This is a genomic window from Halomonas sp. A40-4, assembly GCF_015767635.1.
GTDB lineage: Bacteria > Pseudomonadota > Gammaproteobacteria > Pseudomonadales > Halomonadaceae > Vreelandella > Vreelandella janggokensis.
This window is the reverse complement of record NZ_CP065230.1, coordinates 2,017,327-2,036,359: the sequence shown is the minus strand read 5'-3', so window position 1 is coordinate 2,036,359 and position 19,033 is coordinate 2,017,327. Positions and strand designations below refer to the sequence as shown.

Annotated in this window: 10 protein-coding genes; 6 read left to right on the top strand and 4 right to left on the bottom strand. The window is 55.9% G+C overall.

Translation table 11 applies throughout. The features are described 5' to 3' along the window. The first annotated feature begins 1,012 nt into the window (after window positions 1-1,012). The 5 genes from IT895_RS09535 to IT895_RS09515 all read left to right on the top strand — a co-directional run bounded on the left by IT895_RS09535 (window position 1,013) and on the right by IT895_RS09515 (window position 13,993). Window positions 1,013-8,107: a peroxidase family protein gene (locus IT895_RS09535; protein ID WP_199285352.1), complete on the top strand. Its 7,095-nt coding sequence runs from the start codon at window positions 1,013-1,015 to the stop codon at window positions 8,105-8,107. Between the two features lie 82 nt (window positions 8,108-8,189). Continuing rightward, the gene (locus IT895_RS09530) at window positions 8,190-9,938 is read left to right on the top strand and encodes a type I secretion system permease/ATPase (RefSeq protein WP_199285351.1); all 1,749 of its coding nucleotides are present in this window, start codon (window positions 8,190-8,192) and stop codon (window positions 9,936-9,938) included. Continuing rightward, entirely contained in the window at window positions 9,935-11,809 is a 1,875-nt protein-coding gene (locus IT895_RS09525; protein ID WP_199285350.1) for a calcium-binding protein, read from the top strand. The genes IT895_RS09530 and IT895_RS09525 overlap by 4 nt, the downstream gene beginning before the upstream one ends. A gap of 9 nt (window positions 11,810-11,818) precedes the next feature. Then, window positions 11,819-13,147 (top strand): HlyD family type I secretion periplasmic adaptor subunit, encoded by a 1,329-nt coding sequence (locus IT895_RS09520; RefSeq protein WP_199285349.1) that lies wholly within the window; start codon window positions 11,819-11,821, stop codon window positions 13,145-13,147. 567 nt (window positions 13,148-13,714) lie between these two features. After that, a complete protein-coding gene (locus IT895_RS09515) occupies window positions 13,715-13,993 on the top strand; it encodes a hypothetical protein (protein ID WP_199285348.1) in 279 nt (92 codons plus the stop codon). Between the two features lie 123 nt (window positions 13,994-14,116). On the opposite strand, the gene IT895_RS09510 is transcribed toward IT895_RS09515, so the two are convergent. Next, window positions 14,117-15,055, bottom strand: coding sequence for a LysR family transcriptional regulator (locus tag IT895_RS09510; protein ID WP_085918653.1), 939 nt, complete (start codon window positions 15,053-15,055; stop codon window positions 14,117-14,119). A gap of 144 nt (window positions 15,056-15,199) precedes the next feature. On the opposite strand from IT895_RS09510, the gene IT895_RS09505 reads away from it, so the two are divergent. Beyond that, window positions 15,200-16,258, top strand: a complete 1,059-nt coding sequence (locus IT895_RS09505; protein ID WP_199285347.1) for an SDR family oxidoreductase — start codon at window positions 15,200-15,202, stop codon at window positions 16,256-16,258. A gap of 151 nt (window positions 16,259-16,409) precedes the next feature. On the opposite strand, the gene IT895_RS09500 is transcribed toward IT895_RS09505, so the two are convergent. The 3 genes from IT895_RS09500 to IT895_RS09490 form a co-directional block, all read right to left on the bottom strand. Beyond that, the gene (locus tag IT895_RS09500) at window positions 16,410-16,937 is read right to left on the bottom strand and encodes an HPP family protein (protein ID WP_085918499.1); all 528 of its coding nucleotides are present in this window, start codon (window positions 16,935-16,937) and stop codon (window positions 16,410-16,412) included. A gap of 418 nt (window positions 16,938-17,355) precedes the next feature. After that, a complete protein-coding gene (locus IT895_RS09495) occupies window positions 17,356-18,480 on the bottom strand; it encodes a GGDEF domain-containing protein (protein WP_199285346.1) in 1,125 nt (374 codons plus the stop codon). Further along, entirely contained in the window at window positions 18,480-18,995 is a 516-nt protein-coding gene (locus IT895_RS09490; RefSeq protein ID WP_199285345.1) for a hypothetical protein, read from the bottom strand. The genes IT895_RS09495 and IT895_RS09490 overlap by 1 nt, the downstream gene beginning before the upstream one ends. Window positions 18,996-19,033 lie beyond the last annotated feature (38 nt).

Below are 19,033 nucleotides of genomic sequence, written 5' to 3'. Positions count from 1 at the left end.
GACACCGAATGGGCAACATGGGTTGGTCAATTAACAGGCACCTTCACCATGCCAACCAAGAAAACTGATGATCTTTTGGTCAATGCGTTCCGTCTTTAGCAGCAAGATTAAAGTCCGGAGCTGATTGAGCTTCCTGAAAGTGCTGTATTTCCTGCATTGATCCCTGCGGCACATTCAACAGCTCCAAAAAGTAGGGTAACGGGAATGCTGCTTGGAGAACCCGCACCGCGCTACGTTCGCCGGGGAAGGAGTATCAGGTGCAGGCAATCCGACATTTTGGCTTGGCTGTCTGAAGCAGATCCTCAGTGCTCAAAAACAGAAGCGCTCTTGTTACAAAAACATTCGAGTATTCAGGCCTGTTCCTAAGTATCGGGGTCCTAGATTGAGACAATGAAGCTATTTTTTTCGTCTTAGACAGATTTTATGCCGCTAGGCCGATATCCATTTAGATTTTAGACCCTCGCTCGACTAATGCTTTTTATCATTCGATAACATCAGTGCCTCTGACTGAACTTACCTCTAGCACTCTGCCCAGCCTGATCCGGTTTTAAGATGGTTCTTTATGGCTTACCGCGCTGTTCCCAGGCGTGGTTCAGATCTTCGAAGACAAGCTATGAATCTGGATTCGATGATGCTGCTCACCCATCAGTGCAATGACCATAAGATTTTTGGCTCGGCAGCAAGATAACTTAACCGCTGGCCGCTCCAGACATGATTTTTCTCACCACAAAAGAGCATTTTTCTGGAAGGGGTATCGGTTCATTTTGATTAGATTTTCCGTAGTTAGGTAATGATGATTATGAGGCGGAAAAAAATACTTCGCATTGTAATCTTATGTAAGCGGAAGGTGTGTGAAGTTAACTTGGATGATGTGTCGTCGAGGTGTAGCGACATGCCTGTCGGCTATTAAAGATATAAACAGCAGCCTGCTGGTGAGGTTAATGGGGCCGCAAAAGAATTTTTTGGCTAAACAATAATAAGTCGCAGAGCCCGGTGGGGCCTGGGAGGGAACATGGCTGTCAAACTGAACCAACATGATCTGCAATTCATCCTGGAGCAGATCAAGATTGCGGAAGCGCATTCCGCGGGAACGCCGCTGGCCGACCTCGTCGACAGCTCGCTGTTGCCAACCGGTCTGCGCACTGTTGATGGAAGTTACAACAATATCGTGGTCGGCCGCGAGCAATGGGGGGCCTCAGGAGAGGCGTTTCCGCGATTGACTGATCCGAATTGGGTTGAGGGAAGCGGCACCCTGGGCGGAGCGCCATACCCCACCAACAACGACTATGGCACCGGGGGCGACGTGGTTGATGGCGAGCCGCGACAGATTTCCAACTTGATCGTTGATCAGACGATGGACAACCCGGCAGCGATTTACGCGGCGCTTCAGCATGCCGGGTTCGAAGGCGATATACTGACAACCGTTCGGGATATCCATACCGGCTATAAGACCAACGACAAGCCCGCCATGGACGCGCTGAAAGAGCAGGGTGACGAGGCTGGGCTTGAGCAGTACAAGGCGGATATGGCCACCCAGCTTTCCGATACCTACGGCATTGAGCTGGATGACCTTACTATCCACCTGCCCAACGTCGCTCCTGATGAGGGGTTGTCTGCGTCATACAACGCCTTCTTCACCTTTTTCGGCCAGTTCTTCGACCATGGCCTAGACCTGGTGGCAAAAGGTGGAAACGGCACCGTCTATATGCCGCTGAGCGTGGATGATCCGCTCTACAACCCGGATAGCCCACACACCAATTTCATGGTGATGACGCGCGCGACAACCGATCCGGATGCTGAGGGCAATGTCACCACGCCCTGGGTAGATCAGAACCAGACCTATACCTCTGACGCCTCGCACCAAGTGTTTTTGCGTGAGTACATGCTATCCGTCGACAGCGACGGTGATGGCACGGTGGATTCGAATCCGCTCGCGACTGGCCACCTGCTGGATGGCGCCCGCGGACTTGCAACCTGGGCTGACGTCAAGGAGCAGGCACGTGAGATGCTTGGCATCGATCTGACCGATTTGGATGTCAACGCGGTACCGGAGCTCCGTGTCGATCCCTACGGCGAGTTCATTCGCGGCGATAACGGCTTGCCACAGATACTTGCGGCCTTCGATCCAGCGGGAAATCCGATCTATGTCGAAGGTAATCGGGACCAACCCATCAATCCTTCGGCAATCCAGCTTCCGGTCGGCACACAGATCATGGGCACCGCCGGTGCAATATCGATTACAGCGGGTATGACCGTCTCGGCCGTACGTACAGGCCACGCATTCCTCGATGACATTGCCCATGCGGCTGTCGTTGTGACCGACGAGACCGGCGCGCTTGTCGCTGACGCCGACGACGTGGCAGGCAACGACGTAGCGGTGGACATGAGGGGCCGGAACACCGAATACGACAACGAACTTCTCGACGCGCACTACATCACCGGTGACGGACGAGGAAACGAAAACATTGGGCTCTCGGCCGTTCACCACATCTTTCACTCCGAGCACAACCGCCAGGTCGAAGACATTAAGGCGACCATCCAGGCTAGCGGCGACGCAGACTTGATTGCCCAGTGGACGCTCGATGACGGTTCATGGGATGGCGAACGTCTTTTCCAGGCGGCGCGTTTTGCCACCGAGATGCAGTATCAGCACCTCGTATTCGAAGAGTTCGCGCGCAAGATCCAGCCGGACGTGGATGTTTTTATTGTCCAGCCTGACGCCGAAATGGACCCGAGCATCATCGCCGAGTTTGCGCATGTCATCTACCGCTTTGGGCACTCGATGCTAAACGAAACTGTCGACATTATTAGCGCCGACGGAGATCGCAGCGGCTCGATGAACCTGTTCGATGCCTTCCTCAACCCACTCGCTTTCGGCGCAGTAGACGCGAACGGTAACGTCACCGTCAGCCATGACGAAGCCGCAGGTGCCATCGTCCGCGGTATGACGGGCCAGGTAGGCAACGAAATCGACGAATTTGTCACCAATACGTTGCGCAACCAGCTGCTTGGCATTCCGCTTGACCTGCCAGCGATCAACATTGCCCGTGGCCGCGACACTGGTATGCCGACGCTGAACGAGGCGCGTGCCCAGTTCATGGAAATGGCTGGCGGCGACACACAGCTCAAACCCTACGAGAGCTGGAGCGATTTCGCCCTAAACCTTAAAAACCCGGCATCAATCATCAACTTCGTGGCTGCCTACGGCACCCACCCGTTAATCGAAGCTGCCGTTACACTGGAAGCGAAGCGCGACGCCGCAATGCAACTCGTTGGTCTGTCGGACCCGGTTGAGACAACGGCTGCTTCGGTCGAGAATGCGAGCTTCGAGACGAATTCACTTTCGACGGGAGAACCGGGCGTCATCACTCACGTCAACGGAAACTACACCACCTCGGCTCCGGACGGCTGGACGCTTACCGGCCAAGGCGGCTTGATCGATCCGGCGGCGGGCGTCGTTGACTCGACCGGTATCGAAGGAACTAATGTCGCGTGGCTGCGCGAGAACGGAATGCTATCGCAGGACACAGGTCAGATTCTGGAGGCGGGTGCCAGCTATCGCCTGACGCTCGACATCGGTGACCGCACGAATATGGAGTGGCCCGGTGGGGAAGCTCGACTCGTAGCGGGAGGGGTAGTGTTGGCGACGGTTTCGCTGACCGCCCCTGCACAAGATGGGGGCTGGGCGACCTTCTCGTTCGAGACTGGCTTGATCGATGCTACACAGGCAGGGCAGGAGCTCAGCATTGAGATCCAGCAGACCGGCGGTGGTGCCGATCAAATGTTGGTCGACAACGTTCGACTCGATGTCGCGCGCTCGACAGAGATAACTGACAGGCTCGACTTCCTGAATGGCACCGGAGGCTGGAGCGATGTAGAGACGGGCCTGAATAAAATCGACCTCTGGGTAGGTGGCTTGGCCGAGAAAAAGATGCCCTTCGGCGGCATGCTCGGTTCGACCTTCTCCTTCGTCTTTGAAATGCAGATGGAGAGCCTGCAGGACGCCGACCGGTTCTACTATCTATCGCGTGTCCAGGGCCTGAATCTGCTGACCGAACTCGAAAACAACTCACTAGCCAAGATGGCATTGGCTAACACCGATCTCGGCGAGACGGAGTTTGCCATTCCGGCAGATCAATTCTCGGTGCCCGATCATGTTCTCTACATGGACCTAGTCAAGCAGCTGGCCATGACGGGCCTCAACGATCCTGAGCATGAGGACCCGACGCTTGGGGCCTTTACCAGCCTGGTCGAACGCCGTGACGCTGACGGTGACGATATCGCCGAGTTCATCCGCTACAACGGCGCTGACCATGTGGCCATCCAGGGCACTAACGGCGACGACACAATTGTGGCCGGCGGCGGTGACGACACCGTCTGGGGTGGCGATGGCAACGATCGCATCGAAGCCGGGTACGGTGTCGACAAGATCAACGGTGGTGACGGTGACGATATCATCACCAACTCGGGAACGGATATCGGAGAAGTTGACATGCTCAAGGGTGACGACGGCAACGACGTCATCCATGGCGGCAGCGGCATGGCACTGATCTTTGGCGGCGATGGCAAGGACTTCCTGATCACCGGGCCAGACGGTTCGGAGATCCGCGCCGGTGAGGGCGATGATTTCCTCCTAGGCGGTGACGGCCAGGACATCCTGTTCGGAAACGAGGGCAACGACTGGGTCGAAGGCAATAGTCGGTTCGAATACATCGCCGGCGACAACGGCGAGCTGTTCTTCAACTCCACGATCATCGGTCACGATGTCCTTAATGGAGGCCAGGGTGACACCGACTACGACGCTGATTCTGGCGATGACATCATGGTGGCCGGAGAGGGTATCCAGAAGAACATCGGCATGTGGGGCCACGACTGGGTGATTCACAAGGGACAGCAGATCGGCGCTGATGCCGACATGAACTTCCCAGTTTTCCCCAACCTGCCGCTTGAGATCCTGCGGGACCGCTTCAGCCAGGTTGAGGCGCTCTCGGGTTGGGAGCACGATGACATCCTTAGGGGTGACGACCGCACCTTCAACGACGGCTTCGAGCTTGAGACCGAGATCGAGGAGGAAGGCCCGGAGGAAGAGGATCTGGAAAACGAAGACACCGAAACTCCGGCTGGGGAAGGTGTTAACGCGCCGGGGTTCACCGTCATCGAAGTTAAGGAAGAGGTTGCCCCGGAGGTCTACGACCCGACTCCGGAGGGAAACTTCGTCCACAACGAACTGGACCAAGAGGGCATTGCCCGGATCGACGGCCTCGATCGAATCATCACCGAGGATATGCTTCGCGAGGTCGAGTACCGTGCCAACGGCTCTTGGGAGAATCTCGACGAAGGTCAGCAGGGTGACATCAAGCAAGCGTTCGTCGGCGGCAACATCCTACTCGGTGGTGGTGGTAGCGACCTTATCGAAGGCCGCGGCGGAGATGATGTCATTGATGGTGATGCCTGGCTTAATGTTCGTATCTCGATCCGCAACGACAACGGCGACGAGATCGCGACGGCCGAAGGCATGGATTCAGAGGTCCGTGATCTGTCAGGAGCCCTCCTGCATGCAGGTCGGACTCTTGCGTCACTGATGCTCGACCGGGCCTACAATCCCGGTCAGCTGCACATTGCCCGCGAGATCCTCTACGACGATAGCGGTACTGACCGTGCTTACTACTGGGACGACCAGGAGAACTACGTGTTCGATGGCACGAGCGACGGCAGACTCGTTGTTGAGCACCTAATGGTGACCGAGACCGACGCCGAGGATGGAAACGAGGGTAACCCCTTCGATCCTATCACAGGAAAGAACCGGACCTCGGACGGAAGAGACACTCTTGCCAATATCGAGGAGCTCGAATTTCGCGACGGGGTAATGAGTATCACGAGCGGTACGAACGGTGCCGACACGCTTGCCGGCGGCGGCGGTAACGACATAATCGTTGGAATGGACGGCGACGACACCATCAACGCTGGGCAGGGCAATGACGTCCTGATCGGTGGACGCGGCAACGACGAGCTCAATGGCGGTGCCAACGACGATCGGTTAGTCGGAGGTATCGGAGACGATGCGCTCAATGGTGGTACCGGCAACGATACCTATGTCTTCGGGCGTTCGGACGGCGCCGACACAATCACCGAAGCCGCCGGCGGGGGCGCGGAAGACCGGATTGTCATCAAGTCAGGTGGCGCGGCGCTTATCTCGCTCTCTGCGCAGGATAGCCACGGTGCAGGCGGCCAGGGGGATCTAGTCATCGGCTACGATGGTCAGCAGATCGACGTTGCAGGTCACTATTCCGGCACGAACGAACAAACCGGAGTGGAGTTGATCAACTTCGACGGCGGCTCGATCGGGGGCTTTGATCTTGGCCTGGGCGACTACAGGGTCAGCCGGTCGGACAACGCCAACGACAACCGCAACGGTACGGTCGAGAATGACTTCATCGCCGGTGAGAACGGCGAGGATCGGATCAACGGCGCTGCTGGCAACGATCTCCTGTTTGGTGGCGATGGAAATGACGAGGTCCGCGGCGGCATCGGCAATGACCTGATCGTTGGCGGTGGAGGCGACGATTTTCTCTTCGGCGGAGGTGGCGATGACACTATCCTGTGGAGCGTCGGCGACGGCAGCGACCAAATCAACGGAGGAGGCGGTTACGACACCGTGCATGTGACAGGCGACCAGACGGGTGAGGCGTATGAAATTTACACCCGGGCTGCGGCGGAAGATGCGGGTATTACCGTTGCTGCGAACACCGAGATCGTGATCATACGCAACGGCACAGTCATCGCCGAGCTGGACAATGCCGAGGAGATCGTTATCAACGGAATGGGCGGCGGCGATACCTTCGTCACGCACGGCGATTTCTCTGCGACTAGCCTCTCCTACAGCACCATCACGCTGGAGGGATCGGAGCACGACGAGACCGTCGATATTTCCGGGCTTCTGTCGTCGCACCGAATCTACTTCCGCTCCAACGGCGGCAATGACACGATCCTTGGGACGCTTCGCCCTCAGGACGTCATCGAGCTGCCGAAGGGCGCTAAGCTTGCCGACTATAGCCTGATTGAGAACGAGGACGGCACGACCACCTTCACCAACGGCGACCATGCGGTAACCTTCACGAGCAGTGACGGCACACCGCAGTTCAATGAGGACGATGACGACCTGCCCCCTCAGGATGACAGCGATCCGGACAACGAAGAACTAGAGGTCGAGGAACCGGAGGTCGATGAGACCGAGACTGAGACCGAAGACGAGGGCATCGAGGATGAGGACATTGTGGCACCGACCCCGGTAGCCGCGTTGGCCGGTACCGAAAGTGCTGATGCGCTGGTCGGAACGGCGGACGGCGATACCATCATGGGCTTGGGCGATCGTGATGTGGTGTTCGGCCATGACGGCGACGACGACATCTTTGGTGGCGATGGCGCAGACATGCTCTACGGCGATGACGGAGACGATCGTATTCTTGGCGAAGACGGTAACGACTTCATCAATGCAGGTGCAGGCGACGACACGGTCTTTGGCGGTAACGGCGATGACCTGTTCGTGGCCGAAGCCGGTGACGGTGACGACACCTACTATGGCGACGACATGGTGGGCGGTAGCGGCAACGACACGCTGGACATGTCAGCCATAATGGCGTCGATCACGGCTGATCTTGGCACTGGGTTCATGGGACGTGGCAGCGTCTCTAGTGCTGAAACTGGCAATGATGGGTTGTGGAGTGTCGAGAACATCGTCACGGGATCGGGGGACGATACGATTACGGCGAATAGCGCGAACAACGTCATGGATGGCGGTGCGGGCAATGACACTTTCCGCTTCCTATCCGCTGCGGATGCCAACGGCGATACCATCATGGGATTCCAACCGGGTGACCGTATCGATCTCAGCGGTATCGACGCGCATGGCTGCGACAGTGGGAACCAGAGCTTCACGTTGGTGAACGATGAATTCACCGGTGCCGGGCAGCTCATGTTCAGCCATCAAACGCTCGACGGTGAGGACTATACCGTTGTTCAGGGCAACACGACCGGAGGCGATGATGCCGACTTCGCCCTCAGCATCAAGGGCCGACATGACCTGACAGTGAGCGACTTCAACCTCTAACGAACGTCAACAACAATAACGATCCCTGCGGGCTCGCCCGCAGGGATAGCCCGTTCAATTTAGGGGATAGGGGGTAGTTCACATGCGCAAAAGAGACGCCAATACGTCGGCGAAGCGCAAGAGCGCAGAACAGCTGACCAAAGGTTTCCGAGGCATCTTTTTCTTCCTGTTCAGCATGTCGGGGATCATCAACATTCTCGCACTGACCGGTGCTTTCTACATGCTGCAAATCTATGATCGAGCGCTGACCAGCGGGAGTATTTCGACGCTGATCGCCATCTCTATTCTGGCGCTCGGCCTGTATTGCTTTCAGGGAATGTTCGACATCATCCGTTCCCAGATTCTTGTTCGCGTCGGTGCGCGCCTCGACAAAAATATCGCGCCGATGGCCCATCGGGTCGCTATCGATATGCCGCGCTTCGGGTTTTCGACAGCCGAATCGCTGGAACGTGGTCGCGACGTCGATACCGTGCGGGGTTTCCTGGGAAGCCAGGGGCCCATCGCTCTGCTGGATCTTCCCTGGATGCCACTGTTTTTGGTGTTCGTCTACATACTGCACCCCTACCTTGGCGCGCTGGTTTTCCTAGGGGGATTCATCCTGGCCATGCTCGCTATCGTCACGGAACTGCTGACCGCCAAGCTGAGCAGTGCCATGCAGCAGGCGGTTGTCACCCGCAACACCATTGCTGATTCCAATGCGCGCAATGCCGAAATCCTCAAGGCGATGGGCTTCGCCGGTCGTGCGGTTGCCCGTTTCAACCGCGCCAACGAGGATCATCTGGAGTTGCAGACGCGAACGAACGACGTCAGCGGTACCCTCGGGGCAGTTTCACGCGTTTTGCGTATGATCCTGCAGTCCGCCGTCCTTGGCTTGGGTGCTTTATTAACTATCCAGGGAGAGCTAAGTGCTGGCGCCATCATTGCCGCTTCCATTGCCTCCGCGCGGGCACTCGCCCCTATCGATCTTGCGATCGGCAATTGGAAGAGTGTCGTTGCTGCGCGAACCGCATTCTCACGCCTTAAGGAAACGGTCGTGGCATTGGCGGAGGCGGGTGAACCGATGGAACTGCCCAGACCGAGTGCCTCGCTCAAGGTCGAAAACATCACCGTTGCCGCACCCGATTCCGGGCAGGTTCTGCTCAGCGAGGTGAGTTTCGACCTCAAGGCTGGCCAGGCGATTGGCATCATCGGTCCTAGCGGTGGTGGCAAGACAACGTTGCTGCGTGCGTTGACAGGCATTTGGCCCGTGTTACGGGGCAGCGTGCGGCTCGATGATGCGGAGCTCTCGCAATGGCATGACGAAGCGCTCGGTCATTTCATCGGCTATCTGCCTCAGGAAGTCGCGCTGCTCAATGGCACGATTGAAGAAAATATTTCGCGGTTTCAGGAAACACCAGATTCCCAGGCAATCGTGGCGGCGGCGATGGCCGCCAGTGTCCACGAGATGATCGTGCGCTTGCCAGATGGCTATCGAACACAACTTGGCTCGCAGGGTGCGTCCCTTTCAGGCGGACAGCGTCAGCGAATTGGACTTGCCCGTGCACTTTTCGGGGATCCCTTCATCGTCGTACTGGATGAGCCCAATTCAAACCTTGACTCGGAAGGCGAAGCAGCGCTTACGGCAGCAATTAGAGGTGTAAGGCAGCGTGGAGGTATCGCCATCGTCGCCGCTCACCGCCCAAGTGCTCTGGCGGCCGTCGATCTCGTGGGGGTTATTCAGAACGGCCGGTTGGTTGCTTTCGGACCGAAGGACGAAGTTATCGGCAAGACGAACGTTCGCGAAGTGCATCCTGCCAAGTCGCCGATGAAGGAGGCATCAGGTGGATCATGATTAACGTCAAAGGCACGAAGAACGCCTCACCAGAAACTGATGCCTCGCAACGCTATGTTCTTAAGAGTGGGGACGAGGTTTCCCGGACGACGCTGGTTGTAGCCGGACTACTGACGGGGATCGCGGCTTACCTGAGCTCGATATTTTCCTGGGGCAGGGAGCGTAAGCCCGAATCGGAGCCGGAGGAGCCGATCGCCGGTGCTGCGGAGATCGAAAGTCCTGAACTTATGGGGGACGAAGCCGACTCTCCGCAAAAACCACCTAAGTTGCCCGATGCAGAACCTCACAGCGAAACAATGCCTTCGGTCGTCGATATGCCACGATCGACGCCCCTTCGCTATCCGGGCGAGGGTGAAATTGCACCTTTAGTCGGCGGAGCGGCGAGTGGCAATGCCGTTGAGATTGGCCGAGTGGGCGGCAGCGTCGGCACACCGCTTTCCTACATGGCTCATCCCGGCATTAATCGTCCCCCCCTATCGCTGAACGACGTGCCGCCCGCCATCGTCAATGATGCCTGGGATAGTGACAGTTCTTCTGCTGGAGAACCAATCGAAACCGAAGGTGAAGACGATACTGATAGTCGGCCCGACGTAAACCGTTCACCGCGCGTGTCAGGTCCCGTCTATCTGCTGGACGTGGCACCTTGCGTGGCCCTCCTCATTGCCTTCGACGATCTGTTGAGAAATGCAGTAGACCCTGATGGCGATGTTCTCTCTGTTCAAAATATGGCCGTGTCCTCCGGCACGCTGACTCAAGCGGAAGGCGGTTGGATTTTCCAGAGCGACAGTGGGCAACTGGGGCCCGTTATGCTCACTTATCAAATCACTGACGGTGAGCTTACGACCGATGCGGTTGCTCTTTTCTCTGTTGTCGAGCCGCCCGCGATCGAAGGAACCGCGGCAAACGACACGTTTCTTGGCAGCCTTTGTGCCGATGAGATCGACGGTGCCGGTGGCGATGACAATATTGATGGACGGGCTGGTGACGACGTCCTTAACGGCGGGGCGGGAGACGACCACATCGTCGCTGGAGACGGTGATGACGTGGTGTTCGGCGGTGATGGCAATGACATGATTTTCGGTGGCGCGGGGAATGACCATCTTTTCGGCGGCTCCGGCGACGACAGGCTATTCGGCGGTGATGGCGATGATGTGATCTTCGGGAATGATGGCAATGATCGCCTGAGCGGGGGAAACGGCGACGATCTTTTGCTCGGGGGCGATGGTAGCGACGTGTTTTTCGATGGCGCGGGTCGCGACAAGGTTTTCGGCGGTATGGGTAACGATTGGGTAGTGGCGGCGCTCGATGGGGATGATGACGTTTACGACGGCGGTGGGAACTCAGACACACTCGACTACAGCCATGCATCGCAAGGCCTTGTGGTTGATCTCATAAACGGTGTCGCCAGCGGAGTGGAAATTGGCCATGACGCCATCAGCGGATTTGAGAAAGTGCTTGGTGGTCAGGGAGCCGATCATTTCACCTTCGGAAGTGGGCCGGCCACGCTTACGGGTGGCAATGGTGATGACGTCTTCGTGTTCGCCAGCGTCAGTGACGAACGACCGAACACCGCTTCATACACGATCATGGACTTCGGGGTCGGAGACCGTATCCGGCTGTCACAGTACGAGATCTTCTGGCAAGAAGACCAAGAGCAGCATGGTCATTTCGAACAAATCTACCACGGTAATGACGATGACGATTCGCCGATACGCTATCGCCATGATCGGGACGATGGGAATGAGTGGACCGTGATCGAGACGGACTTCGAGGACGACGGTGGGATGTGGGAGACAGCTGTCACGCTGCAGGGAATAAAAAATCTGTCATGGTCTAAAGAGCGCGACGATGGCCTTGAGTGGCTATCATAGGAGCACATAATGAACTCAAATAATCATGCCGGTGGTGAAGGCAAGCCTTTGCCGAAGCAAGAAAACGCTTTTCGGCTTGGTCCACGTGTCTTTGTGGGTACGGCGCTCGCTCTATTTCTATTGGTGGGAGCCGGCGGCTGGGCCGCGAGCGCTCAACTCAGTGGTGCCGTCATTGCGCAAGGAGCCGTGACGGTTGATCAGGATCTGAAGTCGATACAGCATCGTGACGGCGGCATCGTCAGCGAGATAGCTATCAGGGAAGGGGACTTCGTTCGAGCTGGAGACGTGCTGCTACGGCTCGAAGACACAGAGACCAAGGCTGAGCTTTCGATCGTGCGCTCTAAACTCGTGGAATTGGCGATCCGGAGAGCTAGGCTTCTTGCAGAGCGTGACGGACTTGCAGCAATCGAGTTCCCGTCCAATTTGGACGTAGACGACTCTCCGGATGTTTTCCGCGGCGAAACGCGTCTCTTCGATGGCAATCGGGCAAGTCGCCAAAGCAAGAAGCAGCAGCTCGAACTCAGCGTTGAGCAAATCGAAGAGGAGATCAAAGGACTGGAAGCACAGAGCCAATCGAAAGAGGAGGAATTTCTTCTAGTCGCGACCGAATACGAGGCGAACAAAGGCCTCGTTGGCAAAGGAGTGATTGCACGAACACACCTCGTTCCGATCGCTCGCGACCGAGCACAACTTTCAGGTGAACGCGGCGAGATTCAAGCCTCCATTGCCAGAGCGAGAACCCGAATGAGTGAAATCCGCCTCCAAATTATTGCGATAGACGAGAACGCCCGTACCGAAGCGCAGAGGGAATTAAGTACAGTGGAGGCGGAATTTTCGGAACTGCGCGACCGGCGGATGGCAATTGAGGATCGGTTGGCGCGAACGGACATTCGCGCCCCGATTTCTGGAATCGTAAATGAATTAAACATCCACACGATAGGAGGCGTAATCACACCGGCCGAAGAGCTTGTCACTATTGTTCCGGAAAATGCCAAACTGAAAGTCGAGGTGAAGCTGACTCCAGTAACCATCGACCAACTCTGGGTCGGACAGCCGGCCCGGCTCCGTTTTACCGCCTTCAACCAGAGAACGACACCAGAGCTCAAAGGTGAAATCGTCTATGTCTCCGCAGCGACGACACGCGACGCCACCACTGGCGAAACCTACTACCTTGGTGATGTAGACGTTTCGGCAGACGAGCTTGAGAAGCTTGGCGATATCACTTTGCTGCCTGGTATGCCCGTCGAAGTCTTCATCACGACCGAACAGCGCACCGCGATGACGTATTTTATTAAGCCTATAACCGACCAATTCAGTAGGGCATTTCGAGAAGAGTAAAGCGTATTTTTCCGCCTTTGGAGCTAGATTGTGTCCAAAAAGGCTGCCTGCTGGTGGAGCTGTTCACACGCTTGCTGATCTTAATCAATCTGGATGATCAGAAGGAAACCTCCATTGGGTTCAGCGAAAAGTTGAATGAGGAGCTACATGCTTGCAGCTCTCCATGACCTACGATCAGGTAAAAAAAGATGAAGCACGCTGAGTTTGACCAACGGAAAAACCATTTATTTAGTCGATTCATTAGCCTATGGTGCGGGGTTGTAAAGATCGCAGGTTCGAACCCTGGAGCTACGGTAAAATTGATCAATAGAAATGGCCGCTTAACTCATTGCTATAGTAGCCGTTTTATACGCGCTTATTTCTAATTGACAAATAGGTGACACGCGTCCGAAACGCTTGACTGGAGCATTGTTCTTGTTCGGCCTTTGAGGCATCACAGCGAGTATCGAATGTAAAGCTGTCTAATTGCGAATCTGGATGAGTTACGCCCGACAAGCTGAGCCCCCAATTGGGCAACATGGGTTGGTCAATTAACAGGTACCTTCGCCATGCCAACCAAGAAAACTGATGATCTTTTGGACAATGCTTTCCGTCTTTTACCAGCAAGGTTACAGTTCAGAGCTGATTGAGCTTCCTGAAAGCGCCGTATTTCCTGCATTGATTCCTGCGGCACCTTCAACAGCTCGAAAAAGCAGGGTTACAGGAATGCTGCTTGGAGAACCAGCACCGCAATTCGTTCGTCGCGGAAGGAACATTAGGTACAGGCTATCCGATATTTTGGCTTGGTTGTCTGAAGCAGATCCCCAGCGCTCTACATCAGAAACGTTCTTGTTACAAGAACGTTAAGGATATTCATGCCTGCTTTCATGTGTCTATTCTAGCCACTGGGGGACCGGATGCGATCTATGTCGATGCTATGCCGCCTGCTGACGTCGGCGCTTATGAAGTTTATGCAGCCGTTTAATAAACTTAACGGTAAATCCCTTCCTGCCAACGATCCCAAGGGGGAAGTGGCGATACCACCTCGAACAGGTAATCCATAAAGGTACGCACCTTGAGCGTTTTGATTCGGCGCTCAGGTGTCAGTACGTAAAGTTCGCGGCGACCGGGCATGACCTCGCCACGCCATCCCTCAAGCAGTGGCACCAGAGCCCCCTTGGCAAGCTCTTCGGCTATCAACCAGGTGGGAAACATGACGAGCCCCTGACCCATTAGCGCCGCCCTTACCAGCGTCTCGGCATCATTGCTGGCGAGGCTACCGTCAAGTTCGTAGGCCACTTCGGGCGCCGCCTTGTTTTGCTGGAAATACCACCGCTGGCGACCCAGTTCGCCCTGATAGAGCAGGCAGTCGTATTCAGCGAGTGCCTCGGGTGTTTCCGGCGTTCCCTGTGTTGCCAGGTAGTCGGGTGATGCAGCCAAGACGTAGTTCATCGGTGCCACCTTCCGCGCGACCATTGATGAGTCGGACAGATCACCAACTCGAAACGTGATGTCATGCCCTTCGCGTACCGGATCGACAACACGATCGTCCAACTGCAGTTCCGCCTTGATGCCCGGAAAGCGGTCTTGAAAGCGGTGAAGCAACGGCACGATCTGGCGCTGGCCGAAGGCCACCGGTGCATTGATACGAAGCACGCCTCTGGGTTCTGCTTCTGGCTGGTTGAGTGCTTCGGTCGCCATGTCGAGGCGCTCAAGAATGTCACGCACTTCTGCATAATAGCGTTGACCTGCTTCTGTCAGTGTGACGGCACGGGTATGCCGGTAGAGCAGAGGTTGCCCCACTGATTCTTCCAGTCCCCGAATCTGCCGGGAGACTGACGACACTGCTCTGTGGAAGTGATTCGCGGCAGCGGTGAAGCTGCCGGTAGCGGCAACGCGTTCGAACACTCGCAAGGCGTTTAGGTCCAGCGCATTCAGGTTCATCAAGTTGCGTTTCCTGCAATAAAGATTTTCGATATTTTCGATTGTAGCAATTATCTCTGTCTTACAGACTGCTTTCACTAGTCTGGCTTGGTGTCAGAACTTTTATAACTCTCAAGAAGGACATCAATCATGCGTAAAGGTACTGCGCTTGTGGTAGGTGCCACGGGTATCACCGGTGGTAATCTGGCTTCTTACCTGGTGGCCAGTGGTTGGACCGTGTATGGTCTGTCGCGTCGCGCCACCCAGCAGAGCGGTGTGATTCCCATCGCCGCCGATCTGTTGGACGAACCCGCCACCGAGCAGGCGCTTGCTGGGCTACCGATTACTCACGTCTTCTACTGCACTTGGATTCGTCGCGACAACGAAAAAGCCAACGTTGAGGCCAACAGTGCGATGATGCGTAACCTGTTCGAGGCGCTCGACAGTGATAGCCTGCAACACGCCTCGCTGGTGACGGGTACCAAACAGTACCTAGGCTCATTCGAGGCCTATGGTAGCGGTCGAATCGAGACCCCGTTCCGCGAATCCGAGCCACGAGTGCCGGGTGACAATTTCTATTACGCGTTGGAAGATGTACTGTTCGAGGCCGCCGAGCGTCACGGCTTCGCCTGGAACGTGCACCGCCCGCACACGGTGATTGGTTATGCCCGTGGCAACGCAATGAACATGGGGACAACGATTGCCGTCTACGCCTCAATCTGTAAGGCGACCGGCAGACCGTTCGTGTTCCCAGGCTCGCAGATCCAATGGAACGCGCTAACGGACATGACCGATGCCCTTGTTCTGGCACGCCAAATGGAGTGGGCGGTGACCACGCCAGGTGCAGCGAATCAGGCCTTCAATACAGTTAATGGCGACGTCTTCCGCTGGCGTCGCATGTGGCGAGAGATCGGCGAGTACTTTGGTCTTGACGTGGCGAACTGCCCCGAGACTCCCCAGCCGTTAGACGAGCAGATGGCTGACGCGGAATCGACCTGGCGCGAGATTGCCAAAAAGCACGACTTGGTGGAGCCGGACGTCGACAAACTAGCGTCTTGGTGGCACACCGACGCTGATCTGGGCCGTGATCAGGAGTGCGTCAATGACACCACCAAGGCCCGCGACTTCGGTTTTGACCACTTCCGCGAGACACGCGGTGCCTTTTTTGACCTCTTCGATCGCCTGCGCGCCGAAAAAATCATCCCCTGAGTATGGAAAAGACGGACAAATGAGCCTGGCGCCATATGGCGCCGGGCTTTTCAATGGCCGGTTTCTCGCATGGCAGCGAACAGGGCTTCTCAGCTGAGTGTCACGATATCGCCGAACAGGTGCTGGCAATCCGATCCTGAGAAAAGGCTGTCTACCAATAGTGGGGATAGCGACGGTGGCGGGCAAGGTTGTTAACCGTAATGGCGACTGAAAGCATAATGATGCAACCAGCCCCAATAGGGAAAATCGGATATAACCAGCCTAACTGATGGACGTTTTCGCCACCCGCAACAGCTGTCAAAGCCGCGGCGGCACCCGGTGGGTGAACCGTATGGGTAAGCTGCATGACAAAAATCGATAGCGACACGGCCAGTGCCATGGCAATAGGAGACGTGCCAAGCCCTTGGTAACAAACAACGCCCACTAACGCAGACAGCATGCTGCCAACGAGTACGTGGCTTGGCTGTGCAAAGGGGCTTTCAGGTGCTGCATAGATGAGTACTGAGGTGGCACCAAAAGACCCTACAATGAGTAGTTCTTTTGAGAGCCATCCTGCGCTTAACCAGCAAATCAACGCCATACCGCTGAAGGCACCGAGCCACGACCAGAAAGCGTCTTTCCAGCCCACAAAAGAACGCTGGACAGTCCCTCCGCGCATCTTGCTTAAATAAGTCTTCATTCCACGCCCGCATGCACCAAATGAGCGCGAATGATTACAAAATGCACCGTGTTAAAGCAAATGAATAGTCGTAATGCATAGATGCAAGCGGTTCAAGATGCCTATCGAATAGCCAGGGGGCAATATTTAATCTACGGTTTGCTGCGATCTGCGGTGAGCACTTTGACGCCTCGCTCTGCCCACCACATCCAGATAATTGAAACGAGCGTGACGCTGAAACACAGCCTCCATACGGTGTTGTCGCAATGCGATAAAACCTGGCTATCCCTTTTCGCTAGGCTATCTAGGTTCAGATCCATCGTTATTCAAACCCGTAATCGCGTTGCCTGCCGATCTTGTTGTATCAATGATGGGGTGGCAGCTCTTGGGACGAACCTTTGTTCATGCTATACCGAGCAGGCAAGTCTGACGCATGACGTCAGTCGACGACAACACGATTGCGTCCCTGGGTCTTGGCTTGATAGAGGGCTCGGTCAGCACGGGAGTAAAGCTGATCGAAAGATGCATCATGATTGACGGCTGTGGCTAGCCCCAGGCTAACCGTGAGGCCAACGGGTACGCCAAGTTCTTGATGGGACAGGGTTGCCACTCGATGGCGTATCCGTTCGACGACCTCCAGCGCCCCTTCAGCGTCGGTTTCTGGCATAAGCACACAGAACTCTTCCCCGCCCAGGCGCGCCACAATATCTGCCTTGCGGACCTCGTCGAGTAGCGAGTCGGCAAAGACTTTAAGGACTTGATCGCCCGCGGGGTGGCCAAAATCGTCGTTCACGCGCTTGAAATGGTCAAGATCAAGAACAGCCATGCTCAGGGGGAGGCCACTGCGTTGTCTCTGTTCGAATAAGCGTTCGGCGAAATTGAGCACGTAACGGCGGTTGCCTAGTCCGGTGAGCTCATCCATCAGGCTTAGTCGGAGCACTTTTTTGTGCTGATGATGCAGGCGCATCAAGAGCAGCATGAGGCCGCCCACTAGGAGAAGAATAACAAGGATCAGCACGGCAATGCCTATCGCCAGACGGTCCATCACAATGCGTTGCTTGGCGGCCTCAGAATGTAAGAGGTGACTCAGCCTGCTATAGGCTTGAGCCAAATCGTTTTCAATGGCGATGCCTTGTTGAATCAAGTCATCGGGAGGCGCGCCAGCGGCTATTTCACCCAGCGTCTGACGTAGGTGGGGAATCTTCTCTTCTACGCGGCGTAAGCGGTTTAAAGAGGATCTATACTCGGCTGGTGCGAAGCGGTTTTTGCTGAGCCCGAAGCTTATACCTTCAATATGTTGCGGGATGCGCCAAAGAAGGTTGTCGAAGCGCTCTATCAGCTCGCTATCTTGTGGATCCTCGCGAAACTCGTTCAACGTGGAGCGTAGCAGGACAGTATGCAACTGCGGGCGAATGACATCGGCCACGAGCGCTGTGTAGTTCGATCCAAGTTGCTGGCGTACCTGGTACAGATAAATCCCTGCGGCGATTGCACAAATGCCCGCTAGTAGCGTAAACCCAAGGCCGAGTTGCCAGCCCAGTGGCCGATTAAAGCGCAGATTCATTATTGCACGTAGATGTCTTTAATTGACCATACCCATGAGGTCATACTCACCGTGCCCGTCTCAACGGCATCAGCGTCCGCCGGAATGATCAACATCGTCGGGCCAAACTCATCTCTGGTCAGTGTCTTGCCGTCCAGCCTTGTGGCGAGGAGATAGCGTTTGGCATCGCGGTCTTCAGGCGTAAGGAAGGTCGTGTAATCATCATGAGCAATGAAACGTAATGTCGCCGCATTATCGATGTCTTCAGCATTGAGGAAGTCATCGAGCCAGACGCCCGCAAAATTACCTTTTGGTCCTTCAAAGTGTTGCAGTGATACTTCATGGAGAGATGATTGCTCAATCTGCGCACGACTGATTGAGCGGCGTTCCTCATCGCTATGCAGTGTAATAACCGGTGTGTCATCTGTTGATGGTGAAAGAGCGCTTGGTGTCACTTCGGCTGCTTGGGCGGGTGCTGCAAAGGCGGTGACCGTAAAAGCAACCGTTATGAGTATCCGTCGAATGAAAGCTAACATGCCTGAGGCTCTTAATTCTAATGATGTGTAGAACATAC